Source organism: Embleya hyalina, assembly GCF_003967355.1.
Taxonomy (GTDB): domain Bacteria; phylum Actinomycetota; class Actinomycetes; order Streptomycetales; family Streptomycetaceae; genus Embleya; species Embleya hyalina.
In genome coordinates this window covers 68,349-94,144 of sequence record NZ_BIFH01000014.1, presented here as the reverse complement: position 1 = coordinate 94,144, position 25,796 = coordinate 68,349, and the positions used below count along the sequence as shown (strand labels likewise).

The window sequence follows — 25,796 nt, the reverse complement described above, 5'->3', positions numbered from 1 at the left end:
ACCTTTGCCTCTCGGCCGGTGCGGGTGCCCTACAGCTGGTCGGCCAGGTCGCTGTCCGCCGCCACCTCGCGCAGCAGTTCCACCAGCACGTCGACGCCCTCGTGGTCGGTGTCGGCGCGCCAGAAGGCGGTCACCGCGACGTCCGGCGCCCCCGTCAGCGGGACCTGGACCACCCCGCGCACCGGCCGCTGCCGGGCCCAGCCGCGCGGCGACAGGCCGATCCCCTGGCGGTCCACGACGCGCGCGATCACGTCGTCCACACTGCCGTACGCCTCGACGATGTCGGTCGCGCCCGAGCGCCGCAGCGCCTCCGAGACGCGCGCGTACAGCCGCGGATGCGGTTGGCGCGGCCACACCACGATCGGCTCGCCACAGCCGACCAACTCGGTCAGGTCCACCGAGCGCCGTTCGGCGAAGGGGTGCTCCTGCGGGAACAGCGCGACGAAGGCGAATGTGCCGACCCGGGCCGACTCGAAGCCGGAGCCCAGGTCCGGCAGCCAGCCCAGGCCCGCGTCGAGCACACCCTCGCGCACGTCGGCCACCTGGCGCGCGGTCGGCTCGCTGGTCCACTGCACGCGCAGCGCCGGATGCCGGATGTGCAGCGCGGAGATCGCGGCCGACACGAGCGAGGGGCCGAGGCCGGAGGTATATCCCACACGCACCTGCCCGGCGTCCCAGGTGGCCCGCCGCCGTACCTCCGCGCACGCGTCGTCGAGCACCCGCAACGACTCGTCGAGCCGACCGCGGAACACCTCGCCGAGCGGGGTGAGCGCCACCGGCAGCGACGAGCGGTCCACGAGCCGGGTGCCGAGTTGCTGCTCCAGCCGGCGTACGGCCTTGCTCACCATCGGTTGGGACAGGTACAACCGGGCCGCGGCCCGGCCGAAGTGCCGCTCCTCGGCGACCGCCAGGAAACATCTCAGGTCGCGCAGTTCCATGGAATCCCACCTATGCCGTGTCGGCATAACGTTAGCAACAACAGGGGCTTGGCTGACGCCCCGTCAGCATGTTTCCTGGGGAGCACGGGGCCGCATCGCACCACGATCGCGCCACGGTCACACCCGAGCCACATCGCAATCGCACCGAAGTCGCACTAAGGAGCAGGTCATGACGCTCGAGATCCCGCGCATCATCTCCGTGGACGACCACGTGGTGGAGCCGCCGGACCTGTGGACCTCGCGCCTGCCCGCCAAGTACAAGGACCGCGGCCCGCGCGTCGTGCGCGACAAGGCGAAGTTCAACTTCATCGGCGGCGTCTTCTCGTACGAGCGCGGCGTCGAGGACGGCGAGTGGTGCGACTGGTGGCTGTACGACGACCTGGTCTACCCGTTCCCCAAGCTCTCCGCCGCGGTCGGCTTCGACACGCTCGACGTGACGCCGGTCACCTTCGACGACATCCGGCCGGGCGCGTGGATCCAGTCCGAGCGCCTCAAGGACATGGACGCCAACCACGTCGACGCCTCGCTGTGCTTCCCGAACATCCTGCCGCGCTTTTGCGGCCAGGCGTTCTACGAGCGCGAGGACAAGGAGCTCGCGCTGCTGTGCGTGCAGGCGTACAACGACTGGATGATCGACGAGTGGTGCGCGGGCGACGGCAAGGGCCGCCTGCTGCCGATGACGATCATCCCGCTGTGGGACGCGAACCTGGCCGCGGCCGAGGTCCGCCGCTGCGCCGCCAAGGGCTCCTTCGCGGTCGCCTTCTCGGAGAACCCGGTCCCGCTCGGTCTGCCGTCGGTGCACTCCAAGGACCGGTTCTGGGACCCGTTCTTCCGCGCCTGCGAGGAGACGGACACGATCGTGTGCATGCACATCGGCTCGTCCTCGAAGATGCCCTCCACCTCCCCCGACGCGCCGTTCATCGTCTCCTCGGTGCTGACGTTCCAAAACGCCATGGGCTCGATGGTCGACTACATCTTCTCCGGCGTCTTCGACCGCTTCCCGAAGATGAAGATCGCCTACGCCGAGGGCCAGGTCGGCTGGATGCCCTACGTCATGGAGCGCGCGGACAAGCTGTGGGAGGAGCGCGACGACAACGCGTTCGGCTCCTCGCTCACCCAAAAGCCCAGCTCGTACATCAAGGACCGGATCTACGGCTGCATCTTCGACGACGAGATCGGCCTGCGAAACCGCGACGTGATCGGCATCGACCAGATCTGCTTCGAGGTCGACTACCCGCACGCCGACTCGACCTTCCCCAACACCCACAAGGTCGCCCTCGACATCGCCACCAAGGCCGGCCTCACCCAGGCCGAATGCGACAAACTCTTCCGCACCAACGCCATCAAGGCCTTCGGCCTCGAACGCTTCGGCATCACCAGGTAACCCCACCCCCCGCCGGCCGCCCCCGCTCCCCCGGGACGCGGCCGGCGGCCGGAAGTCGGTCACTCAGGTATCGGTGTCCTTCGGATGCCGAGTACTCGCATACACGAGATGCACAGTCCGCCGGGGCTCGTCGACGAGGTAACGCACTCGCCCACCTGCCGTCACCTCGTACTCCCATTGCGGAAACGCGTCGCCGCCCAGAGTCCGGACACCCAGCCGCCCGTGCAGGCGATGTTGCCGATCCGGCTCGGCGGTGGACTGCGGTGCGGCGCGCAGGGCTTCGAAGCAGCGACGGGTGTTCCCCGGCGCTTCCGCACACAGGTCGCTCCAGCCCTTTGCGGCCTCGCTGGTGGCGAACCGCAGTCGCCATTCGGTGCCGATGGGGGGGCGGGGGACGTCGTCCCCGCGCTTCGGACTCATGGGGCGATGACCTCGCCGTGGTTCTCGCCCGGCAGGGGTCGCGTGAGGGCTTCGGCCAGGGTCGGGTCGGCGAGGATCCGGGCGGTGGCCCGCCACTCGACGATCACGCGATGAAGGTTGGCATGTATGTCCAACTCCACGATGTCGCGGGTCGCGTCCACGAGGTCGACCGCGAACTCTCGCACCTCCTGGGCCGAGAGGTGCCGCGTCCAGGGGAACACCGAGGGCAGCGCCAGAAAAATGGCTCGCGCGCCTTCATCGCTGCCCATCAGGGCGGCGAACAGTCGCGCGGTGACGTCGGCGGTCTCCTCGCGCTCACGGTCGTGCCGCTCGGTGGTGAGATACAGGTCCTCACCATCCCGGCGCGTGACGTGGAGGCGCTGAACCTGTTCGACGGTGTCGGCAACACGCTTGGAGTTCTTTGACAAGTCGGAGAACGACACAGTCGGGGTGGACATACCGGCAACGTTACTTCGGAACATATTCCGAAGTCAATTCGGCGCGCGGGTCTCGAAGGGAGTTGCCCCATGGCGGACCCGACGACCGGCCCGAACGGTCGGCTGCCCGGCCTCGTGGAGTTGTACCGGGACCTGCACCGCCACCCCGAACTCGCCTTCCGGAAGCACCGCACCGCCGATGTGGTGGCCAAGCGGCTCGGCGCCACGTGGATGGTCACCCCCGGCGTCGGCGACCGACCTCGCGTCGTGGCACGGCACGGTGGTCGCGCTGTTCCGGTTCCCCCGTCCCGACGTGGTACTCGGCCAACACGTGGCCCCGCGGGCGCCTGGCCGAGCCGGCCGACGGGCCGTTCGGCAGATGTAGGAATGGCCCACGAACTCCGGGGAGTTCGTGGGCCATTCGGGTCGGATGGGGACTACGCGCGGTTACGTCCGCGCGCGCGGTAGAGGAACATCAGGGCCAGTCCGAGGCCGATGGCGAACGCGCTGCCGGCGAGGAGGATGGCCACGTTGCCCGGCATACCGCTGTGGGCGAGTTGGTCGGATCCGTTGGATCCACCGATCCCACCGCCGTGACCGCCGCCGTTGCCTCCGTTACCGCCGTCGCCGTGGCCGCCGTGGCCACCGTGGCCACCGCCGTGCGGCTTGGTGTGCGCACCGGAGGGCACGGCCGAGTGGCTCGCGGAGGGCGAGGCCGAGGACGAACCGGACGGAGACGCCGAGGGCGAGACCGACGGGGACACCGACGGCGAGGCCGAAGGCGACGCGGACGGCGACGTCGACGGGCTCACCGACGGGCTGACCGAGGGGGACGCCGAGGGCGACGCCGACGGGGAGGCCGACGGACTCACCGAAGGCGAGGCGGACGGGGAGGCCGACGGCGACATCGAGGGCGACGCGGACGGCGAGGCCGAGGGCGAAGCCGACGGGGACGTCGACGGGGAGGCCGAGGGCGACGCGGACGGCGAAGCCGACGGGGACGCCGAGGGCGACGCGGACGGCGAAGCCGACGGGGAGGCCGAGGGGGAGGCCGAAGGAGACGCGGACGGCGAAGCCGACGGGGACGCCGAGGGCGACGCGGACGGCGAAGCCGACGGCGACGTCGACGGGGACGCCGAAGGAGACGCGGATGGCGAGGTCGACGGCGACGGCGACGTGCCGCCGCAGTCCGGCAGGTCACCGTTGAACGGGTACCGGTGGAACTCCGACCCGGACGTCGCTTGGTGGATCAGCGACCCGGCCGTGAAGAACCGGCCGTTCATCCCCGGCACGGACACCGTCGTGGTGCTCGCCTGGTTGCCGATCAGCATGCTGCCCTGGAACTGGGCGCTGCCCTTGATGGTCACCGTCGTGGCTTCCGGGAAGTTCCACAGCAGCCGCTCGCGCAGCCCGGCCGGGATGGCCGTGTTGCCGATGAAGCTGCTGATCGTCCGGCTCGTCCCGGTCAGGTTGACCAGGACCGTGGCGCCGCTCGGGATGCCGAGGAAGGTCATGCCCTGGTCCCCGCCGGTCGCGCTCACCATGTCGAAGTCGACGTTGAACACCTGGAGCGCGGACGTGCCGTCGCCGGTGAACAGCGTCTCGAAGCCGACGTTGACCGCCGTGCCGGTGGCCTGCCGGAGCCGGCCGTCCGGGAAGGCGTAACAACTCGACGAGTCGGTCAGCTGCGGTCGCAGCGCGGTGTAGGGAGCCGCGGCGGATCCGTCCTTGACCGCGGTCGGCGTCACGGTGCCGCCGCTGAACGTGCCGGCGTAGCGGACGACACCGCTGACCCCACCCTCCTCGGCGATCAGGGTCTGCCCCGCCGCCACGGTCAGGTTGCCGCCGACGGTGAGGAAGTCCGTGCCGTTGTCGGGGGGAACGCGGGAGCCGACCCCGACGATGCCCACGTTGTAGATGCTGGAGCCGGAGGTCTTGTTCATGTCGAAGTTGCCGAGGGCGACCAGCTTGCCCTCGGCCTCGGCCGCGGACCCGCTCACGGTCCAGTTGCCGCCGACGAACATGTTGATGCCGTTGTCCCGGCCCCGGATCGGATCGTTGTTGGGCTCCACCTCCGTAGCCGGACAGTCGCCCGGGATACAGGGGCCGAGGCCGCCGGGCAGCGGCTTGGCGAAGCCCATCACGGCGAAGACGCAGACGAGGATCACACCGCCGAGGGTGACGACTCCGGATAGCGCGAGGCCCGTCGCGCGGATCCGGGCGTTCGGTTTCCTGTGCATTTCTGAAACATGGGATATAAAACGACAAATGCGGACAAGGCGCGCGGAAGGTTCCCCCGAATGCCTCTGTCGGGGATTCGCGCGCCCGACCGTCAGCCGAGATGCGTACGGCCCGCGTACGTCGCAGGTATGGGATACGAACCACGCCGCCGAATCGGAAACCGCCCGCGCGATGTGATCGTTGCCGGGGCGAGGCGGGGCGGGAAGTCGTGCCGGTACGGTCGGGCCCGGGCGGGCACGCGTGAACCGGCAGGGTGTTCGCGGCCGTGCGCCGTCGGTCGTCCTCGGATGAGGCACGAGTTCTGGTGAGAGGGAGTCTTCTGTGATCGTCGGACTGGGCACCGCTGTCGCGGCCTCCGCGTGTTACGGAGTGGGGTCGGTGCTGCAAGCGGTCGGGTCGCGGCGATCCGCGCGCGAGGAGGCGGCCAAGCAGGCCGCCCGGGGCGGCGGTACCGCGCAGGTGACCGGGTACGGCGGCCCGAGCCTGTCCTCGACCGCCAAGGCCGCGGTCACGTGGGAGTTCATCGTCGGCACCCTGCTCGACTTCGTCGGCTTCGCCCTCGGCGCGCTGGCGGCGCGGCTGCTGCCGCTGTTCCTGTCCCAGACGATCATCAGCGCGAACCTGGTGATCACCGCCGTACTGGGGATCAAGCTGCTCGGCATCAAGCTGCATCGGGCCGACTGGACCTCGATCGGGGTGGTCTGCGGCGCGCTGGTCCTGCTCGGCATCGCGGCCGGGCCCGAGGGCGACGGGCACAGTCCCCGCGCCACGCACTGGTGGGTGCTGATCGTCACCTTCGTGGTGATCGTCGGCGGAACCGTACTGGTCCGCTTCCTCGGCGCCAACGGCGCGATCGTCGCGGGCCTGCTCTCCGGTCTCGGCTTCGGCGGCCTGGGCATCGGCGTTCGCATCCTGGACGGCGTCGACCCGTTCGACCTCGGCAAGCTGGCCGCCGACCCGGCCCTGTACGCGGTCCTGATCGGCGGTATCGGCGGGATGTACCTGCACACGATCGCGCTGCAGATCGGCTCGGTGAACGGCGCCACGGCGGCCCTGGTGGTCGGCGAGACGGTGGTCCCCGGAGCGGTCGGCGTGTTGTGGCTCGGCGACACCTCCCGCGCCGGCCTCGCGTGGCTCGCGGTCCTCGGCTTCGTCCTCGCCGTGTCCGGCGCGGTGGCCGTCGCCTACTTCGGCAAGCACGATGCGCAGGAACCTTCCGCCACACCGGACAAGAGCCCCGAAGGCACCCCATCCGACGTCGCGTCCCGAACCTGACCGCCCTCGCGGGTCAGCCCGGGGCGCCCCGCTCCGCGAGTTCCGCGCCCACCGTGCGCAGGGCGTCCAGGAGCGGGGTCGGGCCCTGGCCCCGGCGGACGGCGGCCATCAGCCGGCGCCGGGGCGCCGGGGCGGTGATGGGGCGAAGCACCACGCCCCGGGGGAGTTCGGGTTGGGCCAGGCGCGGGATGATCGTCACGCCCAGGCCGGCCGCCACCAGGGCGAGCTGCGCGCCGAAGTCGGTCGAGGTGTGGACCAGGCGCGGCTGGAAGCCCGCCTGGTGGCAGGCGGTCAGGAGCAGGTCGTGGCAGGCCGTCCCGGGCGCGGTGATGATCCAATCGGCGTCCACGAGGTCGGCGCCCGGCGTCACCTCGGCGCGCCCCGCCAGCGGGTGATCGGCCGGCAGCGCGATCTCGAACGGCTCGTCGAGCAGCGGGTGCAGCTCGATCCGCGGATGGTCCGGCGCGGGCAGGTCCGGATGTGTCATCACCACCGCCAGATCCAGCTCGCGGGCGGGCAGCAGCGGCAGCGCCTGCTCGGTCTCGTACTGGACCACCTCGAACCGCCACCCCGGGTGGGTGTGCTTGAGCCGGGCCAGCGCGGGCGCGATCAGGCCCGCGATGCCGGACGGGAAGCCGGAGATCCGGGCCCGCCCGATGCGGCCGTCGCGCTGCGCCGCGAGGTCGGCGCGGGCCTGTTCCAGCCGGGTCGCGATGGCGTCGGCGTGGCCGAGCAGCACATGCGCGGCCGGGGTGAGCCGGACGCCGCGCCCGTGCTTCTCCAGGAGTACGGCGTCGGCCTCCCGGGCCAGTACGGCCAGTTGTTGCGACACCGCGGACGGGGTCAGGTGCAGCGCCTGGGCGGCGGCGATCACCGTGCCGTGCTGGTCGAGCGCGCGCAGGATGTTCAGCCGCTTGATCTCCATGTAGCAAAACTACCGATTGAGATCCGGAAAATGTAGCTGGACTCCTTTGATGGCCCGAGCACACACTTCTCGGCATGACCCGTACCGATTCCCTGTGGGCCGTGCTCGTCACGGTGATCTGGGGAGTGAACTTCGTCGCGATCGACGCGAGTCTCGACGACTTCCCCCCGTTCCTGCTGGCCGCGCTGCGCTTCGGCCTCGTCGCGTTTCCCGCGGTGTTGTTCGTCAAGCGGCCGCGGACGAGTTGGAAGCTGATCATCGGGGTCGGACTCACGGTCAACATGGGTCAGTTCGCGTTCCTGTTCAGCGCGATGCACGCGGGCATGCCGGCCGGGTTGTCCTCGGTGGTGATCCAGTGCCAGGCGATGTTCACCGTGTTGTGCGCGGTGGTGATGTTGCGCGAGATCCCCGGGCGCACCCGACTGCTCGCGCTGGGCGTGGCCGCGGTCGGCATGGGCGTGATCGCGTTCGGTCGTGGCCAGGGCGCGTCGTTGTGGCCGTTCCTGCTGGTGGTGGGCGCCGCCGCGTCGTGGGGCTTCGGCAACGTACTGACCCGCAAGGCCGGCATCCCCGGCGGGCTCGGCCTGGTCGTGTGGTCGGCGCTGGCCGCCCCGCTGCCGCTGCTGGCGCTGTCCCTGACCGTCGAGGGTCCGAGCCGGGACCTGGACGCGCTGACCTCGGCCTCCTGGACCGGCGTCGGCGGCCTGGCCTTCACCGTCGTGTTGTCGTCCTGGCTCGGCTACGGCCTGTGGTTCGCCCTGCTCGGCCGCCGCTCGGCCTCGGCGGTCGCCCCGTACGGCCTCCTCGTCCCGATCGTGGGCATCCTCGCCGCCTGGGCCGTCCTCGGCGAACGCCCGACCTGGATCGAGGCCCTGGGCGCCGCGATCGTCCTGGCCGGCATCGGCCTGGCAAGCCTGCCCCGCGGGGCCGGGACGCCGGCCCCGACACCCGCGGCCGACGCCGTCCACCCCGACCCGATCCCGGCCGCCCGGCCCTGAGCCGCCCGGTCCCGAAGCCGTCGATCCCGGGCGGCCGAGAGCACCCCGCGCCCGGCCCGCGATCGGTAGCGTTGAGGCGTGAATCTTGGCGGGCCGAGGCACCGGTTCGGTGGGTTGGACCGGGCCCTGCAGGAGGTCGTGGAGACCGGGAGCGGCGCGGTCGACGTCGTCGACGCCGCGGCGGCACGGTTGTTGAAGGTGGTCCCTGCCGACGTCTGGTGCGCGGTGTTGCTGGATCCGTCGACTCTGCTGGACACCGGCGGGGTGCACCGGGCCGGGTTCCCGGAGCACGTCATGCCCCGCCTGTTCGAGATCGAACACGTGGAACAGGACGACGTGGACAACCTGCGCGCACTCACCCGGCGGGCGACGCCGGTGAGTTCGCTCCGGGCGTCCACCGCCGGCGCGCTCGACACCAGCAGCTACTACCGGGACATCCTGCGACCCCTGGACCTGGCCGACGAGTTGCGCGTCCTGCTACGCGAACGCGGGCGCACCTGGGGGATGCTGGTGCTGTGCCGGGCCGCCGACAGCGCCCCGTTCGACGCCCGCGACCTGGCCGCCGCCCGCGCGTTCGCGGCGCCCACCACCCGCGCGGTCCGGCGCGCACTGGTGGTCGGCGGCGTCGACGAGGCGTCGATCACGGACGGGCCGGGCGTGCTCGTCCTCGACGGCGCCCGGCGGGTGATCGCGTGCAGTCCCAGCGCCGAGCGCCTGATGGCCCGGATCGAGGGTGCCGGTCCGGCGGATCGGCCCACGTCCTGCCCCTACGCGGTGCACGCGGTGGCCGCGGCGGCTCGCGCCGGACGGCCGGGCACCACCGCCCGCTCCCGGATCCGCACCCGGGACGGGCGCTGGGTGGAGTTGCACGCCTGGCACTCGCTCACCGAGCCGCAGCCGGTGACCATGGTGTCGATCGGGCCGGCCGAACCCGGCCTGCTGGTGCCGCTGGTGCTGGCCGCCTACGGACTCAGCGAACAGCAGCAGCGCATCGCCCGGCTCGTCATGCACGGCCACTCCAGCGAGGAGGTGTTGGCCGAATTGCACATCACCCGGAACACGCTGAACGACCACCTGGAGAAGATCTTCGACAAGGTCGGGGTGCGCAGCCGCCGCGAGTTGCCCGCCGCGCTCTTCTCCCGCCACTACCTGCCGCGCCTGGGCCTGGGCCCGCTCACCCTGGACGGCCGACTGACCGACCCGCACGTACCCCACACCCGTGGGGTATCACCCCTGCGCCCGTCGGCCTAACGTCGTAGTCGCAGGGCACGCCGCAGGGGGGACGACGACCGGCGTGCAACCGGCTCCGCCGGGATCGGGGGAATCCGACCCGGGCCGACGAGGACGGCGACCGATGGCCGCGGCCGCCCTCTCGCCCGGATCGTTTCCCGGCGGACGCCCCCGAGTTCGTCCGGGCCGCCCGACGCGTCCCGGACGAACCGCCGGTTTCGGACCACCGCGTCGTCCTGCCGAAAAGGCCCGACCACGCCGCATCGATGACGCACCGGCGGTATACCCGAACCACGTGCCCGTCTCGATGGAGGTGCATTCGATGGCTCGGACCGCCACCGACCCCGACGACGATCCGCTCGCCGCCATGACCCGGCCCCCGGGCACCGATGGCACGAACGAGCCCGGCGACACCGCTCTCGGCGAAGTTTCGGAACGTCGCCGCCGGATACTCGCGCTCACCCGGTTGCGGGCGGCGGCCGAGGACGGCGCCTTCGATCTCGACGCGCTCGCGGACAAACGAAACCACCGCCGACCGGCCCCGCCGGTGTGGGTGTCGGGCTTGTAGGTGCCCGCCCGGATGTGGAACGACCCCGCGACCGGTATTCCGGTGCGGGGTCGTCGCGCGCGGCTCGCCGGTGGCGGGTGCGGCTACTTGCGCTTGTTGATTTCCGCCTCGAGTTGCGGCATCACCTTGAACAGGTCGCCGACCACGCCGTAGTCGACCAGGTCGAAGATCGGGGCGTCCTCGTCCTTGTTGATCGCGACGATCGTCTTGGAGGTCTGCATGCCCGCGCGGTGCTGGATCGCGCCGGAGATGCCGACCGCGACGTAGAGCTGCGGCGAGACCTGGGTGCCGGTCTGGCCGACCTGGTGGCTGTGCGGGTACCAGCCGGCGTCGACCGCCGCGCGGGAGGCGCCCACGGCCGCGCCGAGCGCGTCCGCGACCGACTCGATCACGTGGAAGTTCTCCGCGCCGTTCACGCCGCGACCACCCGAGACGACGATGTCGGCCTCGGTCAGTTCGGGGCGGTCGGACTTCTCGCGCGGGGCGCGCGAGACGACTTTGGTGCCGGTCGCCGCGGTGGTGAAGTCCACCGTCACGGCCTCCACCGCCGGGGTGGCCGGGGCCTCCTCGGGGGTGGCCGCGTTCGGCTTGACCGTGATGATCGGCGTGCCCTTGGTGACGTGCGCCTTGACCTGGTAGGTCGCGGCGAACACCGACTGCTCGGTGACCGGGCCCTCGGGGCCCGCCTCGACGTCGACGGCGTCGGTGATCAGGCCCGACTCCAGGCGCACCGCGACGCGCGCGGCGATCTCGCGGCCGTCGTTCGAGGACGCGACCAGGATCGCGCCCGGCTCACCGCCCCCGGCGATCTGCGCGAGCGCGTCGACGGCCGGGGCGACGAGGTACTCGTCCACCTCGGGCGCGTCCACGACGTAGACCTTCTGCGCGCCGTACCTGCCCAGCGTCTCGGTGGCGCCCTCGGCGCCCTTGCCCAGGAAGACCGCGGCCGGCTCGCCGAGGCGGCGGGCCAGGGTCAGCAGCTCCAGGGTCGGCTTGCGGACCGCGCCGTCGGCGTGGTCGACGAGAACGAGGATCTCGGCCATGGTTGTTCTCTCCTACTCCGGTACAGCCCGGATCTCTCCGGCCGGGTTGCGATGCTCGGTCGCCCCGGGGGGCGGCCGGTCAAAGGTGTCGAAACAGTCCGGTTCTGCCGACCGATTCAGATGAACTTCTTGGCGGCGAGGAACGCGGCCAACTGCACGCCGCCCTCGCCCTCGTCCTCGACGACCTCGCCCTTGGCGCGCGGCGGGCGCTTGGTCGCGGTGTCCACGATCGACCAGGCGGCGGACAGGCCGACCTCGTCCGACTCGATGCCCAGGTCGTCCAGGTCCTTCGAGACGACCGTCTTCTTCTTGGCCGCCATGATGCCCTTGAACGAGGGGTAACGCGCCTCGCCGGTGCGGTCGGTGACCGACACGACGGCGGGCAGCGAGGCCTCGATCAGCTCGGTGGCGACGTCACCCTCGCGGCGGCCCTTGACCACACCGCCGCCCTTGCCCACACCCTCGACGGTGATCTCGTCCAGGTAGGTGACCTGCGGAACACCCAGGCGCTCGGCGAGCATGGCCGGCACGACGCCCATCGACGCGTCGGTGGAGGCCATGCCGCACACGACCAGGTCGAAGCCCGCGTCCTCGATGGCCTTGGCCAGGATCAGCGAGGTGCCCAGCGCGTCGGTGCCCGCGATGTCGTCGTCGTTGACGTGGATGGCGTTGTCGCCGCCCATCGCCAGCGCCTTGCGCAGCGCGTCCTTGGCATCGTCCGGACCGACCGTCAGGTACGTGATCTCGGCCTCGACGCCGGACTCCACGATCTTGAGAGCCTGCTCGATCGCGTATTCGTCCAGCTCCGACAGCAGGGAGTCGACCGACTCGCGATCGGTGGTGCCATCGTCGTTGAAGCCCCGGTCCCCGGTCGCGTCGGGTACGTACTTCACGCAGACAACGATTTTCACAACAGTTCTCCTGTGGTCGTCCGGTCACCCAGGTGCCGGTCCGAGGGTGTCATGCCCGCCGTCGGGGTCCACGACGGGCCCACGGTTCCGGCCCCAAGATCCATCGATCTCGCGCCACGATGCCACGCCCGCGCGCAGGCGCACGCGTGACACAGGGCACATTCAGTTCTGACGGTCCGTCAACTTCTGGTTCCGAGAGTACGCGGTCTTGGAAAAGACTCCGACCATCGACCCGAAACCACTATGTTACCGGAGAGTAATACGAGCCTAGTACCGCCCGCTCGCGCTTGTCACCGGTGCGCGGACCGAACGAGAGCAAGGTCACCGGGGCACCCAGCTCGGCGGCGGCGAAATCCGGCCAATCGCCGGCCGCCGGCGCCGGCTCCACCACCGGCCGCGCGGCCGCCATCAAAGCGGTCAGCCGCTCCGCGTGGGCCAGGTCCGGAACCGGGCTCGCCCACGGTTCGGGCCCCGCGTACGCGCGCGCCACACCCAGGCCCGGCACCCGCCCGGGCACGTCCGCGTGGGTGAGCGCGAGCCCGTCCACACCCCCGCACACCGCGACCGCGTACCGATGCGCGACCGCGTCGAAGTGGCCCACCCGGAACGTCCCCTGCCACCGCCCGGTCCCGTTGTGCGGATCCGGCAGCGCGGCCGTCAGCCCCGCGTCCTCGCTCGGCAGCGGCCCGGGCCCGTGCCGGGTGGTGTAGGTGCGCAGCACGCCGAGCCGGTACACCCCCTCCCCCGCCTCGGCGGCCAACGCCTCCGCGCCCGCGAACGTCGTGGTCGACCACGTCGTGTACGGGTGGAACCCGTGCCACTCGTCCAGCAGTACGCCCTGCGCCCCCTCGAACACCACCGGCCCGGCCCGCAGCAGCTCGCCGGTATACCCCCCGTCCACCGCGCGCACCGCCCGCCCGAAGCCGGTGAACGCCGCCACGCACGCCTCGACGTCGGGTCCCAGCGGTGTCCCGAATTCGGCGCTCAGCACCTCCCGCACCGCGCCCAACCGCCGGCGCAACCGTCGCGGCGCGGCGCAGTCCCCCACCCGCGGCGCCAGCTCCGGATGGGCGAGCGCGAAGGCCGCCGTCTCGCCGACCCCCATCCCGCACGACCCGTGCCGTCCCGCCCCGCGCGCCGACTCCCGGGCGCGATTGGCCGCCGCGTGGTACGGCGTGGTCAGCAGCGCGTCCCGGTCCACCGTGAGCAGCCCGAGCGGATCCGCCACCCCGAGCGCGCGCAGGTGTTCGGCCTCGGCGGCCAGCGCGAGCGGGTCCACCAGCACGAACCGGGACAGGTGGGTGCGCGTGCCCGGGGTGAACGTGCCCGAGCCGAACTGGGCGAACGTGTGGTGCCGCCCATCGTCGGTGACCACGTTGTGCGCGGCCTGCGCACCCCCGTTGAACCGGATCACCGCGTGGACCGGCCGCCCCTGCGCGCGCGCCCGCGCGCACAGCCGGTCCACCGCGGTGCCCTTGCCCGCGTCGCCGAACCCCAGGTCGACGACCGCGACATGACGAGGTGTCACAGGCGCGTGGTGCCCGCGCCGTCACCCTCGCCCAGGCCCGGCAGCGAGCCCGAGACGGCCACCCCGCCGCCGGAACGGGCGTACGAGGCCAGCGCCTTGGACACGTTGGCCACCTGCGCGTCGGCACCCACGTCGCGCAGGTGCTCCAGGCCCTCGTCCAGGTCGATCGCGTCCTCCGCGAGGCCGATGGTCAGCGCGATCGTCTCGCAGACCCCGTCGGGGTCGTCGAGTTCGATCACGTGCTGCCCGAGCAGGCCCTTCCACTCGCCCAGGACCTCCTTGTCGCCGACGTAGGACGACCCGGCCGGGAGGATGTAGTACACCTCGAACTTGCGCCGCAGTTCGGCCAGGATCCGCTCGATCGGGATGTCCTCGCCGATGTCGTCGCCGATGAACTCCAGCACCTCGGACCGGCGCACCTTGCGGTAGGGCATCTCGTCGCCGATCACGAACAGGTAGCCGCGCTTCCCGCGCTTCTCGTGACAGTCGATCGAGGTGTGCCGGGCCATGAAGTACAGGGCCAGCTCGTAGGATTCGCGCTTCTGCCCGCCGCCGCCCCCTTCGAGCAGAATGTTGCCGAGCTGGTCGTCCATCCGGTTGTCCGACTCGAACTGGCCGACCTGCAACGGGACTCGGTCGCTGGTCGCGTCGCCGATCGCGCCGAACATTATCTGCGGGTCCTGCACATAGCCCTTGCGCAGCAGCAGTCCGAACAACTCGGGCAGCTTGGTCTGCAGGGTCTGCGGGACCCGAAGCATCGAGCCCGTCACGTCGAACAGCACCGAGACGGCCAGGGACAAGGGGTGTTCGTCGCTGTCCCGGCTCTCCCGGATGCCCGCGAGCGCCGGATCCAGGTCGACGTGCGCCTTCCAGGCGCTGTGCGGCGTGCTGTTCTTGGTGACGTGGTCGTAGTGGAACGCGCTGCGGCCGCTGGCCCGGTTGTAACTCTGGGCCGCGTCGTAGACGTTGGTGGACCAATTGCCACTACCCATGGTGCTCACTCCCCGATCGGGACGCTGGAATCCGTGCGTGGATGTTCGGCCGGCCCAGCGGGCCGGCCGAAGGTGCGACGGGAGCCGGCGGAGACCGCCGCCGGCTCCCGTCGGATCAGGCCTACGACTCGCGACGCGTGGGCATCGCGAACGGCCGGAAGCGGCGCGGGCCGTAGAGCTTGCCGAGCAGTTCGTCCAGCTCGCCGAGCAGCTTCCACGCGTCGTGCGGACGGCGTGCCGGGGCGGGCAGGGAGCAGCCCCGGGCGAAGCGCGACAGCGGCTTGGGCGCGTCCGGCGCGAGCAGGCCGGTGACGCAGCGGGTCGCCATGTAGACGTCGGCCGCCGTCTCCGGCAGCTGCTTGGCCGGGATCTCCGGCGGGTACAGGTCGGCGTGCCGGTCGATCATCGCGGGCACGTGCTCGACCGCCTTCGCCCGCAGGATCGCCTCCGGTCGGGCCGGGTCGGCCGAACCGTCGAGCAGCACCGAGTAGCACCAGTCGACCAGGACCAGGCCGTGCTCGCGCGGGTGGATCAGCACGTGGTCGGGGGTGATCGCGCCGTGGACCACACCCGCGCGGTGCGCGTACCCGATCGCGACCAGCAGCCGGCGCCACATCCAGGCCACGTCGCGCGCGTCCAGACCGTCCGGGTACGCCTCGCGCACCTCGGCCAACGACCGGAAGCCGCGCACCCGTTCGATCACGTTGGCGCGCCGCTCGGTACCGGACGCGGCGTCACGATGCCGGAACGTCTCGATCAGCCGGGGTACGTAGTTCGCGTATTCCGGGTCGCCCTCGCGCGCGATCCGCTCCAGGGCGGTGGCCTCGCGCTCCATCAGGTCGTTGTCGGTGACCGAGCGCGGCAGCTTGAGCAGCGCCCGCGCCTCGCCGTCGTCCTCGGCCCGGTAGTTGACCTTGTACAGCGTGGCGATGTCGCCGCTCGCCCGCTCGCCGCCGACCGAGTAGACCCGGCGCTTGGTGGTGATCACCACCTGACGGCCGGTCACCCCGGTGATGTCCTGTTGATAGCGGTTCCACGACTCGCCGAGCCGGGTGAACGCGGCGGCGGCCTCGGCACGGCGGTCGGCCGGCGCGGTGTCCGGGTGGAGCAGGCGCGCGAGCAGCCGATAGGTGCGGTTGCCCGCCCGCAGACATGCCTCGGGTGTGCCGTCGTAGGGCCCGAAGACGCCCTGCGGGTCCGGCGCGCCGGTCAGCAGATCGAGCGCGTCGTCGAAGGTGGTGGGGCCGGTCGAGGTGGTGCCGGGCGTCCTGGTCATCGGGAGTCCTCCTCCGGGGACGGGCGCAGCAGCGCCGGGTGCAGCAGACGTGCGGGGCCCGCGCGGTACAGCCGGGCGCGGCGCCCGCCGCGCGCGCCGCCGCGGGCGGTGGTGGCGCCGGTGTCCCGGACGAAGCCGGGTACCGAGAGCACCTTGCGGTGGAAGTTGCCGGCGTGCATCGGCCGGCCCCACACCGCCTGGTAGACCTCGCGCAGTTCGGTGACGGTGAACTCCTCGCCCGCGAACGCGGTGGCCAGCGGCGAGTATTCGAGCTTGGCGCGGGCGCGTTCCAGGCCGTCGGCGAGGATGCGCGCGTGATCGAAGGCCAGTTCGGCCGGGTCGACGTCGGCGACGGGCACCCACTGCGCGTGGGCGGCGTCGCCGCCGGCGGTCGGGTCGGGCAGGTCCGGGGCGAAGGCGAGGTGGGCGACCGAGACGATCCGCATCCTCGGGTCGCGCCCGGGCGTGCCGTAGGTGCCCAGCTGTTCGAGGTGGAGCCGGTCGAGTCGGGTGCCGGCGGCGAGCCCGGTCTCCTCGGCGAGTTCGCGCTCGGCGGCCTCGGCGAGGTCCTCCTCGTGCCGGGTGCCGTCCGGGGCGATCACCGGGCGGACGAAGCCGCCGGGCAGCGCGAGGCGGCCCGCGAACGGCATCTCGCCGCGCCGGACCAGGAGCACGTGCAGCGCCTTGGCGGCGCTCTCGGCTCCCTCACCGGCTCCCCCGCCGGCCTCCGGCCCGGCCCCCGGCTCCGCCCCCGCCTGCGCGTCGCCCCCCGCGTCGCCCTCCGGATCGACCGTCGCCCCGGCCTGCGGGCCGAGTTGACGAATCGTCAGCGCGACGATGTCGACGGTCACCGCGATCGGCTCGAAGGCCCTGGGGTCGTAGGACGCGAGCCAGTCGCGTTCGGTGGTGGCGGTGTCGGCCATATCGCGATTCCCTCCCATGCGCTCATTGCGATGCACGTCGGACGCAGCCCCGTCGGTTCACGTTCCCGACACCGACTCGACAGTTGTTCTCCGATTGAGATCTTCTTAACCTGAGAACAACATACACGGCCGGATCCGAACCGGCGAGGGGGTTATCCCTCGAAGAGTCCCCTCCCTCTGGTAGGCATGGGCGATCCATTCGCCGCCCGCGTGCGGGCCACCGGCGGCGGCTCCCGAACACCCGAGCAGAAGCGGAGCAGGTGGCATGTCCGATATGACCGATCCCGACATGAACGCCGTCGTGGGTGAGCAGGACCTACTGCTCGTCACGCTCGACGCGCTGCGGTACGACGTGGCCGTCGAGCTCGCGGCGGCCGGCCGGCTGCCCAACCTCGCTCGGGTCCTGCCCGAGGGCGGCTGGCAGCGCCGGCAGACCCCCGCGCGCCTCGCCTTCGCCGCGCACACCGCGTTCCTCGCGGGCTACCTGCCCACCCCGGACGGACCCGGCCCGCACCCGCGCCTGTTCGCCTCCCGCCTCGGCGACACCGAGACGACCGGCGCGCACACCTGGCTGTTCGACACCCCGGACCTGCCCAGCGCGCTGACCAAGGCCGGCTACCACACCGCGTGCATCGGCGGGGTCGGCTGCTTCGACAAGCAGGGCGCGCTCGACTCGGTGCTGCCCGGGATGTTCGCCGAGAGCCACTGGGACCCCGAACTCGGCGTCACCTCACCGATCTCCTTCGAGGCCCAGGTCGCCCGGGCCGAGCTGGTGGTCGGCGGCCTGGACCCGGAGCGCCGGTTGTTCCTGCTCGTCGACGTCGCCGCCGTGCACCACCCGAACTGGTTCCACACCCCCGGCGCCACCGCCGCCGACGGCGACACCCGCGACACGCACGCGGCCGCGCTCGAATACGTGGACCGGCACATCGGCCGGCTGTTTCGCGCGATGAGCTGCCGCCGGCCGTGCTTCGCGATCGTCACCAGCGACCACGGCACGGCTTACGACGAGGCCGCGCAGGCCGCCGGCGAGGTGGTCTGGACGGTGCCCTACGCGCACTTCACGATGAGCCCCGGCGAGTGGTGAGCACCGCTTCGGGGGCCGGGCGCGAACCCGGGCGCGGCACCGCTCCCGGGCCGGGCCGGCGACCCGAACGGATCAAGTTGGCAGACCGAACGCAGATCCGGTAAGTTTTCGCCGCGCAGGCCCCAATAGCTCAGTCGGTAGAGCGTCTCCATGGTAAGGAGAAGGTCTACGGTTCGATTCCGTATTGGGGCTCCAGGCAGACGAGAGGCCCCCGGTTCGCCGGGGGCCTCTCGTGTTTTCGGCCGCCCCACCCCTCGGAACGCGGCCGAGGCGCTCTTTCGCCGGACTTTCGCCCCGCGCCCGGCTCAGCCGAACCGCGCCGTCAACCGCGCGTCCAGGCCCGCGAGATAATCCCGGCCGTACGGGCCGTCCTCCAGGCCGGTCAGCAGTTCGCCCGGCAGGTCCTGGGCGTACTCCGCCGAGCAACTCGCCGCCGCGAGCGCGATGGTGGCCACCGTGTCCACGTCGCCGGTGTACGCGACGCACGCGCGCAGGAGCGCGGCCGTGCCGGTGTGCGCCGCGAGCGCGGTGACCGCCGCGCGGGTGCTGTCCATCCCGGCCGAGCCGACCTTGCCGCGCCACGGCTCGGTCCACACCGTCGGACCGGTGGACGCGGGCAGGTTCGCCGCCAACCAACCCGGCAGCCCGGCGATCGGGCCGAGCCCGTACCGGCAGTAGTGCACCGCCAGTGCCGCCGCCGCGGCCGAGGTCATCCCGCCGGGCGTGCGATGGGTGATCCGGGCCTGGAGCGCCGCCGTGCGCCGCACCTCGTCCCGGTCCGGCAGCAGGCCGATCACGCCCGCCCGCATCGCCGCGCCGCTCTTGTCGCTCTCCGGCCGCAGCACCTCCAGGAGCCCTGTGCCGTCGGCGACTTCCTCGAGTACGCCCCGGAACCCCCGCGCGTATCCGGCGCGCGGATCCCGCTTGTACGCCCGCACGAACAGCTCCGCCAGGGTCGGGATTCCGCGATCGTCGCCGAGCAACCACTCGGCGACCGCGATACTCATCTGCGTGTCGTCCGTATATCGACCCGGCAGCACGTCACGATGACGGGGATGCTGCACATAACCGGCGAGTGTGTTGCCTCGCGTGACGAACGAACGCTCCGCGTACTCGAACCCGGCGCCATACGCGTCGCCCACCGCCAACTCGACCATCATCGGGACCACATCCTCTCTCCGGACGGGTCGCCGAACGCCGGTCGCGGCCGCGCCCCGACTCGCCGACGCGAGCCGGTAGAGCGTACCGTTACCCGGGGGCAACAACCTGATGGTCCGTCAGTCATCGCGTCGGGCGCCCTGCGTGCGCCGGAGTACGAGGGCGTACGCCACAATTCGGTACGGACCCGCGCGCACCACCTGTCCCTCTCCGGAGTGATGCTCCTCGCGCCGTGTCCAACTGCAAGACGTTTCCGCGCCGCGGCGGATACCGTCAACGATGATCACGCGATCGTCGGGACGTGCCGGACGTATCATCCGGCTCGTCCGAACGGGTGATAACGGGTGATGTGGCTCGTTCACACGGCCGCTGGGGATTGTGGCCGGCTCGTCCGAGAGGCGACCGCACCGACATTGCGCGGTGGCGGATCGCCCCCGAGGAGGAAAGGTGGGGCGGTGGATCGACCATCGTGGGCGCCGGGCGTGTGGCTCCAGGCGTGCCGGGGAGCCGACCGGCGCTGGACCACCATGGGGAGCACAGGGTGAGCGGCGGAACGGACGACGCGCGCTTCGACGAGGCCGAGGGGTCGCTGAGCCGCTTCGCCCGCGACTGGGCCCGCACCATCGAGGGCACCAGCTTCGTCCCGTTGAGCGGAGCCGAGATCGAGGAGTACCTGCGCGGGCAGGCCGAGCGCCTCGCCCACGCGCTGCGTTCCGATCCGTTCGACCCCGCGATCGCGCGCGAGGTCGGCGCGTCGCTGGTCGGGCAACACTTCACCGGCAGCGGGACGCTGGAGCGCACACTGGGCCTGGTCGGCCCCTGGTGGCCCGTGCTGCGCGCCAAGGCCGCCGCCCAGGGCCACGATCCCGACGTCTGGCTGGAGCGGGTCTCCGCGCTCACCGGGGCGCTCGCGGCGGGCTACGCGGAGGCGCTGCGGCGGCGCACGCTGGACGAGCAGGAGGCCATCCACGCCGCCGTCCTGGTCGCGCGGGACAACGCCGAACACGCGCTGCACACGAGCGAGGCGCGCTTTCGGGCGGTCTTCGACCAGGCCGCGATCGGCATCGGGATCGGCGACGTCGACGGCAACGTGATCGACGTCAACCAGGCGATGACGACCATGTTCGCGGCCAGCGTCGAGGAGATGTGCAAGCGGCAGGTCCGCGAGTTCATGCACGCCGGCGACACCGACCACATGTGGAAGCTCTACGACGAGTTGGTCACCGGTGAGCGCGATCACTTCGCGCTGGAGAAGCAGTTCGAGAACGCCGACGGCGAGACGTTGTGGACGCACCTGTCGCTCTCCCTGGTCCGTGACTCCAAGGGCAACCCCGAGTACCAGGTCTGCATGCTGGAGGACGTCACCGACCGCCACCGCCTGCACACCCGGCTGCGCCACCAGGCGATGCACGACCAACTCACGGGGCTGCCCAACCGCGCGCTGTTCGTCGAACGACTGACCGCGGCCTTCGAGCATCCGGGCCCGGGCGATCGGGTCGGCCTGTGCTATCTGGACCTGGACGGGTTCAAGGTGGTCAACGACAGCCTCGGGCACGACGTCGGCGACCAGTTGCTGGTCGCGGTCGCCCGGCGGCTGAGTCGATACGCGGGCCAGGCCGGGCATCTGATGGCGCGGATGGGCGGCGACGAGTTCGTCATCCTGGTCGAGCACTCCACCGGGACCGGCCAGGTGGTGGCGCTCGCCGACGGCGTATTCGCCGCGCTGCGCGAGCCGTTCCGGATCCGGGGCCACGATCTGACGGTCACCGCGAGCATCGGCATCGTCGAGCGGCCGGTGGCCGGCACCAGCCCGGCGGACACGCTGCGGGCGGCCGACATAACGCTGTACTGGGCCAAGTCCGACGGCCGCGGCCGGTGGACGGTGTTCGACACCGACCGCAACGACCGCGAGGTGGCCCGCTACACGCTGTCCGCGGAGATGCCCGCCGCGTTGCATCACGGCGAGTTCTACGTCGACTACCAGCCGCTGGTGTCCCTCGCCGACGGCGGCGTGCTCGGCGTCGAGGCGCTGGTGCGCTGGCGCCATCCGCGCAACGGCCTGGTCGGACCGGACCGCTTCATCGGCCTGGCCGAGGAGACCGGCCTGATCGTGCCGCTGGGCATGCACGTGCTGGAACAGGCCTGCCGCGAGGCGCGCCGCTGGCAGGACCTGGAGCCGGACAGCGCGCCGTTCATCAGCGTCAACCTGGCCGAACGCCAGTGCCGCGAACCGGGCCTGGTACGGCAGGTGGAGCGGGTGCTGGCCGAGACCGGCCTGGATCCGGGCCGGCTGCAATTCGAGCTGACCGAGAGTCAGATCATGTCCACCGACGGTGGTCCGCTGGAACGGCTGCGCGAACTCGCCGCGATGGGCATCCGGATCGCGATCGACGACTTCGGCACCGGCTACTCGAACCTGGCCTATCTGCGCCGACTGCCGGTGTGCGAACTCAAGATCGCGGGCTCGTTCGTCGAGGGCCTGCGCCAGCCCGGCGACTCGGACCCGGTGGACGGGCGGATCGTGGCCTCGCTGGTCGAGTTGGCGCACGCGATCGGACTCACCGTGACGGCCGAGGGCATCGAGACGGCGGTCCAGGCGGAGCGGTTGCGGGCGATCGGGTGCGACGCGGGGCAGGGGTGGTACTTCTCCCGCCCCGGGCCGCCGGACCGCATCGAGGGGATGCTGGCGGGCGTCAAGGAGCCCGGTTGAGGGGTATGACGGCCGGGTCCCGGCCGTCATACCCGTAGTACCTCGGAGCCACTCGACGGGACGGCTCCACGGCGGGACGCCGGCGGGCACGGGTGGTGCGTAGTTTCGACGCCGGGGCGCGGTCGCACATCGGCTCGCCCGGACGGCGGAGGTACGGTGTGTCTGGAGTCGATCAGGTGCGAAAGGGGCGCGGGGGCCGAATCGGACCGGCACTGCGCGCGGTGCCCCGCACCCTCCGTGACGACCTGTGGAGGGCGCGGCCCGACCCGCTGCCTCCCGGGTGGCGCGACTGGCAACCGGCGATGGTGCTGCTGGTCGCCTTCGCGGTGTTCCCGACCGGCATCCTCGGCATCAACCAGGCCATCTGGCAATACGGCCTGGGTCAGGGGCCCGGGGTGGTGCTGGGGTCGATCCCGCCGCTGGCCGTGGTGTACGCGGTGCGGCGGCCGCTGCCGGCCTGGTGGGCGGTGACCGTGACGATGGTCCTGATCGCGGTGCTCGCGAAGCCGCGCTCGCCGCAGATGTACCCGTGGACCGGGACCGGCCTCGCGCTGCACGCCGCCGCGTTGTTCGTGCTGGCCCTGCGGATGCGCCCGAGGATCGCCGCCGAGGCGCTGGCGATCAGCGTCCTGGTGGGCGCGGTGTGCACGGTCGCCGCGGCGCCGGTGCACAACCCCGATCTTTACCAGGCCACGCTGATCTTCTCCGTCACGGTGCTGGTCGGCGCGGCGCTGCGCGGGCGCGGGGTGGCCCGGAACCAGTTGGTGGCGCAGGCCGAACTCACCGCCGAGGAACGGTCCAGGCGCACCCTGCTGGAGGAACGCACCCGGATCGCCCGCGAGTTGCACGACGTGGTGGCTCATCACATGTCGGTGATCTCGATCCAGGCGCAGGTCGCGCCGCACCTGGTGGACGACCCGTCCGACGCGCTGCGGGAGAATCTGGCCGGCATCCGCACGAACGCGGTGGACGCGCTCGCCGAACTGCGTCGAGTGCTGGGGGTGTTGCGCTCCGAGGACGACCTGTCGATCGGCATGCGGCACACGCCGCAGCCGACCCTGGAGCGATTGCCCGAGTTGGTCGAGAACGTACGCGGCGCCGGAGTCGACGTGGACACCCGGATCACCGGCGAGCGCCGGCCGTTGTCGCCGGGGGTCGAGTTGTCCGCGTTCCGGATCGTGCAGGAGGCACTCAGCAACGTGCTGCGGCACGCGCCGGGCGCGGCGATCCGGGTCGAGGTGGGGTATCAGGCCACCGGGTTGGCGCTGCGGGTGGCCAATACCGCGCCGCCGGCCACCGACGTCGCGGCCGCGGCGGGTGCGGCGGGTGGCGGGCACGGGTTGCTCGGCATGCGGGAGCGGGTGGCCATGCTGGGGGGCGAGTTCGCCGACGGGCCGATTCCCGGCGGCGGTTACGAGGTGGTGGCGCGGCTGCCGCTGGGGAGCGGTTCGTGAAGGCGTGTGCGAAGGCACGGTTCGTGAGGGGGAATGGTTCGTGACCGTCCGGGTGTTGATCGCCGACGACCAGGTGATGGTCCGGCAGGGGTTCACCGTGCTGTTGAACGCCGAGCCCGACATCGAGGTGGTCGGCCAGGCGGTGGACGGCCTCGACGCGGTCGCGATGGTCGACGAACTGGTCCCCGACGTGGTGCTGATGGACATCCGGATGCCGCGCCTGGGCGGCATCGAGGCCACCCGCCGCATCACCGGGCACGCCGACGCCGCGGCGAAGGTGCTCGTACTGACCACCTTCGACCTGGACGAGTACGTGTACGAGGCGCTGCGCGCCGGCGCGTCGGGCTTTCTCCTCAAGGACGCCTCGGCCGAGGAACTGGCCCACGCGGTAAGGGTGGTGGCCGCCGGCGACGCCCTGCTGGCGCCCAACCTCACCAAGCGCCTGATCGCCGAGTACGCCCGCCTGGCCGGCACCCCGAGGATGCCCGCCAAGGGCCGGATCGGCGACCTGACCGAACGTGAGACCGAAGTGCTGTCCCTGATCGCCCAGGGCCTGTCCAACGCCGAGATCGCCGCCGGCCTGGTGGTGGCGGAACAAACGGTGAAGACCCATGTGGGCCGGATCCTCGTCAAGCTGTCCCTGCGCGATCGCACCCAGGCGGCGGTGTACGCCTACGAGTGCGGCCTGATCCGCCCGACGGGGTACTGAGCCGCGACGCGGGCGCGCCGGGGTGTCCGTCGGGCACGACTCGCGCCGGTCGGGCACGGGGCGGTGTCGGTCGGGTCGGTTAGCGTCTCGACGCGAACCGCAAGCCACGGGAGACACGATGGCCCCGCCGCCCCGCCGACTGCCCGGCATCGCGCTGCCCCGCAAGCCGCCCGCCGCACCGCCGGTGCCGCGCCCCGCGCCGCCCGCCAATCCGGCCGCCGCGGCCTGGTCCGCGCTCCGGGCCCACGAGGCGCGCACGGCCCGCGACACGAAGGCCCCGCACGACGACACGGCCGGCCCCGCCCGACTCGCCGAGCTCCCGAGGCCCGCTCCCGGGATGCGCCCCGAGCCCGGTCGCGCGACGGTCGTGGTGCGCTCGCGTCCGGGCGGCGTCGGCGGGCCGGCCCGAGTGCTCCGGGACGCGGATCGGGTGGTGTTGCGGGAGGCCGCCGACCACTGGGGCGAGGTGGTCTCCGCCACCGGCCCGGCGGATCGGGGGGCGGCCGAGCGGGCGATCCGGGCGGTGTATCGGGCTGCCGGGATGGCGGAGCCCGAGCGGGTGGTCTGGTACGACTCGCCACTGGCGGCGGCGGTCGCGGCGGCGGTGGCCGCCGGTACCTGCAGGCCGGCCGACCTGGCCGCCACGCGGTTGTCGGTGAAGGTGCCCGGCCGTCCCGGTCGGCCCGTACAGGAGCGGCTGTGGAGCGGGCCGTGGCAGGCCGCCAAGGCCGAGGCCGGCGCGGCGCTCGGCGCGGCCGGTTGGCAACTCGCCTGGAACGAGGGCACGTCGCGGTTGTGGGAGCCCACCCGCGAGCTGACCGAGCGGATCCGCGAGGCCGTGCACGCCGGCGTCGGCGCGACGGACCCCTCCGTACGCACCCCCACCGTGCGCGCCGCCTCCGTCCCGGGCCGATGGGACGTCGCCGACAAGGTCCGCGCGACCACGTACAGCGCGCTCGGCGGCCAGTTCGACGGGGCCTGGCTGGCGGTGTTCGACGGACTGCGCCGATGCTTCCCCGAGTTCGACTTCCCCGTCGTGGCCGAACTGGGCGAGGTGGCCCGCCACGTCGGCTGGTGGTGGCCCTACGAGCGGGTCGCCCTCGTCAGCGAACGGCCCACCGTCATGCGCCGCGACGACCACTCCCGCCTGCACGACGGCGCCGGCCCCGCGCTCGCCTACGCCGACGGCTTCGCGCTGCACGCGTGGCGCGGGATGCCCGTACCGGCCGACTTCGTCGGCGGCCTCGGTCCCGGCGGCAGCTGGCTGACCGCACGGGCCATCCGCAACGAGCCCAACGCCGAACTGCGCCGGGTGATGCTGGAGATCCACGGCTACGACCGCTACCTGCGCGAGGTGGGCGCCCAGCCGCTCGACCGGGACGAGACCGGCGTGTTGTGGGAGATCGACCTCGACGGCGACGAGCCGATCGTGATGGTCGAGGTGCTCAACTCCACTCCCGAGCCCGACGGCAGCGTCCGCACCTACTGGTTGCGGGTGCCGCCGGACACCGAGACCGCCCGCGAGGGCGTGGCCTGGACGTTCGGCCTGGGCCCGGACGACTACCGCCCGCTGCGCGAGACCTGACGGC

General features: G+C 72.0%; 22 protein-coding genes and 1 tRNA gene. 11 read left to right on the top strand and 12 right to left on the bottom strand.

From position 1 onward, the window contains the following. Nucleotides 1–29 precede the first annotated feature (29 nt). Nucleotides 30–938 (bottom strand): LysR family transcriptional regulator, encoded by a 909-nt coding sequence (locus tag EMA17_RS04800; protein ID WP_160161320.1) that lies wholly within the window; start codon nucleotides 936–938, stop codon nucleotides 30–32. Between the two features lie 169 nt (nucleotides 939–1,107). Between EMA17_RS04800 and EMA17_RS04795 the strand changes: the two genes are divergently transcribed. Then, entirely contained in the window at nucleotides 1,108–2,322 is a 1,215-nt protein-coding gene (locus EMA17_RS04795; protein ID WP_126635646.1) for an amidohydrolase family protein, read from the top strand. A 63-nt stretch (nucleotides 2,323–2,385) separates the two neighbouring features. On the opposite strand, the gene EMA17_RS04790 is transcribed toward EMA17_RS04795, so the two are convergent. The 3 genes from EMA17_RS04790 to EMA17_RS04775 all read right to left on the bottom strand — a co-directional run bounded on the left by EMA17_RS04790 (nucleotide 2,386) and on the right by EMA17_RS04775 (nucleotide 5,419). Further along, the gene (locus EMA17_RS04790) at nucleotides 2,386–2,742 is read right to left on the bottom strand and encodes a hypothetical protein (RefSeq protein WP_126635645.1); all 357 of its coding nucleotides are present in this window, start codon (nucleotides 2,740–2,742) and stop codon (nucleotides 2,386–2,388) included. Further along, nucleotides 2,739–3,200: a prevent-host-death family protein gene (locus EMA17_RS04785; protein ID WP_126635644.1), complete on the bottom strand. Its 462-nt coding sequence runs from the start codon at nucleotides 3,198–3,200 to the stop codon at nucleotides 2,739–2,741. Before EMA17_RS04785 ends, EMA17_RS04790 begins: the two co-directional genes overlap by 4 nt. 416 nt (nucleotides 3,201–3,616) lie before the next feature. Next, nucleotides 3,617–5,419, bottom strand: a complete 1,803-nt coding sequence (locus EMA17_RS04775) for a choice-of-anchor A family protein (RefSeq protein ID WP_126635642.1) — start codon at nucleotides 5,417–5,419, stop codon at nucleotides 3,617–3,619. A 322-nt stretch (nucleotides 5,420–5,741) separates the two neighbouring features. Here EMA17_RS04775 and EMA17_RS04770 point away from each other — a divergent pair, with 322 nt between their 5' ends. Next, nucleotides 5,742–6,695, top strand: a complete 954-nt coding sequence (locus tag EMA17_RS04770) for a hypothetical protein (protein ID WP_126635641.1) — start codon at nucleotides 5,742–5,744, stop codon at nucleotides 6,693–6,695. A 13-nt stretch (nucleotides 6,696–6,708) separates the two neighbouring features. Here EMA17_RS04770 and EMA17_RS04765 read toward each other — a convergent pair whose 3' ends face one another. After that, a complete protein-coding gene (locus tag EMA17_RS04765; RefSeq protein WP_126635640.1) occupies nucleotides 6,709–7,620 on the bottom strand; it encodes a LysR family transcriptional regulator in 912 nt (303 codons plus the stop codon). 74 nt (nucleotides 7,621–7,694) lie between these two features. Here EMA17_RS04765 and EMA17_RS04760 point away from each other — a divergent pair, with 74 nt between their 5' ends. The 3 genes from EMA17_RS04760 (at nucleotide 7,695) to EMA17_RS04750 (ending at nucleotide 10,416) form a co-directional block, all read left to right on the top strand. Next, nucleotides 7,695–8,618, top strand: coding sequence for an EamA family transporter (locus EMA17_RS04760; RefSeq protein ID WP_126635639.1), 924 nt, complete (start codon nucleotides 7,695–7,697; stop codon nucleotides 8,616–8,618). A 78-nt stretch (nucleotides 8,619–8,696) separates the two neighbouring features. Next, nucleotides 8,697–9,869 (top strand): helix-turn-helix transcriptional regulator, encoded by a 1,173-nt coding sequence (locus EMA17_RS04755; protein ID WP_126635638.1) that lies wholly within the window; start codon nucleotides 8,697–8,699, stop codon nucleotides 9,867–9,869. 301 nt (nucleotides 9,870–10,170) lie between these two features. Beyond that, the gene (locus EMA17_RS04750) at nucleotides 10,171–10,416 is read left to right on the top strand and encodes a type II toxin-antitoxin system VapB family antitoxin (protein WP_126635637.1); all 246 of its coding nucleotides are present in this window, start codon (nucleotides 10,171–10,173) and stop codon (nucleotides 10,414–10,416) included. Between the two features lie 83 nt (nucleotides 10,417–10,499). Here EMA17_RS04750 and EMA17_RS04745 read toward each other — a convergent pair whose 3' ends face one another. The 6 genes from EMA17_RS04745 to EMA17_RS04720 form a co-directional block, all read right to left on the bottom strand. After that, on the bottom strand, nucleotides 10,500–11,459 hold the full coding sequence (locus EMA17_RS04745; RefSeq protein ID WP_126635636.1) for an electron transfer flavoprotein subunit alpha/FixB family protein: 960 nt from the start codon (nucleotides 11,457–11,459) through the stop codon (nucleotides 10,500–10,502). Nucleotides 11,460–11,575: 116 nt separating this feature from the next. After that, nucleotides 11,576–12,370 (bottom strand): electron transfer flavoprotein subunit beta/FixA family protein, encoded by a 795-nt coding sequence (locus EMA17_RS04740; protein WP_170222110.1) that lies wholly within the window; start codon nucleotides 12,368–12,370, stop codon nucleotides 11,576–11,578. Between the two features lie 241 nt (nucleotides 12,371–12,611). Next, nucleotides 12,612–13,898, bottom strand: a complete 1,287-nt coding sequence (locus tag EMA17_RS04735; RefSeq protein ID WP_126635634.1) for an adenylosuccinate synthetase — start codon at nucleotides 13,896–13,898, stop codon at nucleotides 12,612–12,614. Further along, a complete protein-coding gene (locus tag EMA17_RS04730) occupies nucleotides 13,895–14,890 on the bottom strand; it encodes a hypothetical protein (protein ID WP_126635633.1) in 996 nt (331 codons plus the stop codon). Before EMA17_RS04730 ends, EMA17_RS04735 begins: the two co-directional genes overlap by 4 nt. A gap of 121 nt (nucleotides 14,891–15,011) precedes the next feature. Continuing rightward, nucleotides 15,012–16,166: a lipopolysaccharide kinase InaA family protein gene (locus tag EMA17_RS04725; protein WP_126635632.1), complete on the bottom strand. Its 1,155-nt coding sequence runs from the start codon at nucleotides 16,164–16,166 to the stop codon at nucleotides 15,012–15,014. Then, on the bottom strand, nucleotides 16,163–17,089 hold the full coding sequence (locus EMA17_RS04720) for an NUDIX hydrolase (RefSeq protein WP_126635631.1): 927 nt from the start codon (nucleotides 17,087–17,089) through the stop codon (nucleotides 16,163–16,165). Before EMA17_RS04720 ends, EMA17_RS04725 begins: the two co-directional genes overlap by 4 nt. Before the next feature lie 289 nt (nucleotides 17,090–17,378). Between EMA17_RS04720 and EMA17_RS04715 the strand changes: the two genes are divergently transcribed. Together EMA17_RS04715 and EMA17_RS04710 are read left to right on the top strand one after the other, a co-directional pair. Beyond that, complete coding sequence (locus tag EMA17_RS04715; RefSeq protein ID WP_170222118.1) at nucleotides 17,379–18,176, top strand: STM4013/SEN3800 family hydrolase; 798 nt, start codon at nucleotides 17,379–17,381, stop codon at nucleotides 18,174–18,176. Between the two features lie 119 nt (nucleotides 18,177–18,295). Then, nucleotides 18,296–18,371: transfer RNA gene (locus tag EMA17_RS04710), tRNA-Thr, on the top strand. Between the two features lie 110 nt (nucleotides 18,372–18,481). On the opposite strand, the gene EMA17_RS04705 is transcribed toward EMA17_RS04710, so the two are convergent. Continuing rightward, a complete protein-coding gene (locus EMA17_RS04705; protein ID WP_503826232.1) occupies nucleotides 18,482–19,438 on the bottom strand; it encodes an ADP-ribosylglycohydrolase family protein in 957 nt (318 codons plus the stop codon). Nucleotides 19,439–19,875: 437 nt separating this feature from the next. Here EMA17_RS04705 and EMA17_RS04700 point away from each other — a divergent pair, with 437 nt between their 5' ends. The 4 genes from EMA17_RS04700 (at nucleotide 19,876) to EMA17_RS04685 (ending at nucleotide 25,792) form a co-directional block, all read left to right on the top strand. After that, nucleotides 19,876–22,044, top strand: a complete 2,169-nt coding sequence (locus tag EMA17_RS04700; protein ID WP_174861305.1) for a putative bifunctional diguanylate cyclase/phosphodiesterase — start codon at nucleotides 19,876–19,878, stop codon at nucleotides 22,042–22,044. Between the two features lie 212 nt (nucleotides 22,045–22,256). After that, nucleotides 22,257–23,498 (top strand): sensor histidine kinase, encoded by a 1,242-nt coding sequence (locus EMA17_RS04695; RefSeq protein ID WP_246126510.1) that lies wholly within the window; start codon nucleotides 22,257–22,259, stop codon nucleotides 23,496–23,498. A 40-nt stretch (nucleotides 23,499–23,538) separates the two neighbouring features. Continuing rightward, on the top strand, nucleotides 23,539–24,207 hold the full coding sequence (locus tag EMA17_RS04690; RefSeq protein WP_126635629.1) for a response regulator: 669 nt from the start codon (nucleotides 23,539–23,541) through the stop codon (nucleotides 24,205–24,207). A 541-nt stretch (nucleotides 24,208–24,748) separates the two neighbouring features. Continuing rightward, nucleotides 24,749–25,792, top strand: coding sequence for a DUF6745 domain-containing protein (locus EMA17_RS04685; protein WP_443093108.1), 1,044 nt, complete (start codon nucleotides 24,749–24,751; stop codon nucleotides 25,790–25,792). Nucleotides 25,793–25,796: the final 4 nt, after the last annotated feature.

Bases quoted from the DNA above. Each gene is read 5' to 3' on its own strand.
- EMA17_RS04775 (WP_126635642.1), bottom strand. From the start codon at position 5,419: ATGCACAGGAAACCGAACGCCCGGATCCGCGCGACGGGCCTCGCGCTA.
- EMA17_RS04785 (WP_126635644.1), bottom strand. From the start codon at position 3,200: ATGTCCACCCCGACTGTGTCGTTCTCCGACTTGTCAAAGAACTCCAAG.
- EMA17_RS04750 (WP_126635637.1), top strand. From the start codon at position 10,171: ATGGCTCGGACCGCCACCGACCCCGACGACGATCCGCTCGCCGCCATG.
- EMA17_RS04720 (WP_126635631.1), bottom strand. From the start codon at position 17,089: ATGGCCGACACCGCCACCACCGAACGCGACTGGCTCGCGTCCTACGAC.
- EMA17_RS04760 (WP_126635639.1), top strand. From the start codon at position 7,695: ATGACCCGTACCGATTCCCTGTGGGCCGTGCTCGTCACGGTGATCTGG.
- EMA17_RS04730 (WP_126635633.1), bottom strand. From the start codon at position 14,890: ATGGGTAGTGGCAATTGGTCCACCAACGTCTACGACGCGGCCCAGAGT.
- EMA17_RS04765 (WP_126635640.1), bottom strand. From the start codon at position 7,620: ATGGAGATCAAGCGGCTGAACATCCTGCGCGCGCTCGACCAGCACGGC.
- EMA17_RS04745 (WP_126635636.1), bottom strand. From the start codon at position 11,459: ATGGCCGAGATCCTCGTTCTCGTCGACCACGCCGACGGCGCGGTCCGC.
- EMA17_RS04715 (WP_170222118.1), top strand. From the start codon at position 17,379: ATGAACGCCGTCGTGGGTGAGCAGGACCTACTGCTCGTCACGCTCGAC.
- EMA17_RS04800 (WP_160161320.1), bottom strand. From the start codon at position 938: ATGGAACTGCGCGACCTGAGATGTTTCCTGGCGGTCGCCGAGGAGCGG.
- EMA17_RS04795 (WP_126635646.1), top strand. From the start codon at position 1,108: ATGACGCTCGAGATCCCGCGCATCATCTCCGTGGACGACCACGTGGTG.
- EMA17_RS04790 (WP_126635645.1), bottom strand. From the start codon at position 2,742: ATGAGTCCGAAGCGCGGGGACGACGTCCCCCGCCCCCCCATCGGCACC.
- EMA17_RS04685 (WP_443093108.1), top strand. From the start codon at position 24,749: ATGGCGGAGCCCGAGCGGGTGGTCTGGTACGACTCGCCACTGGCGGCG.
- EMA17_RS04725 (WP_126635632.1), bottom strand. From the start codon at position 16,166: ATGACCAGGACGCCCGGCACCACCTCGACCGGCCCCACCACCTTCGAC.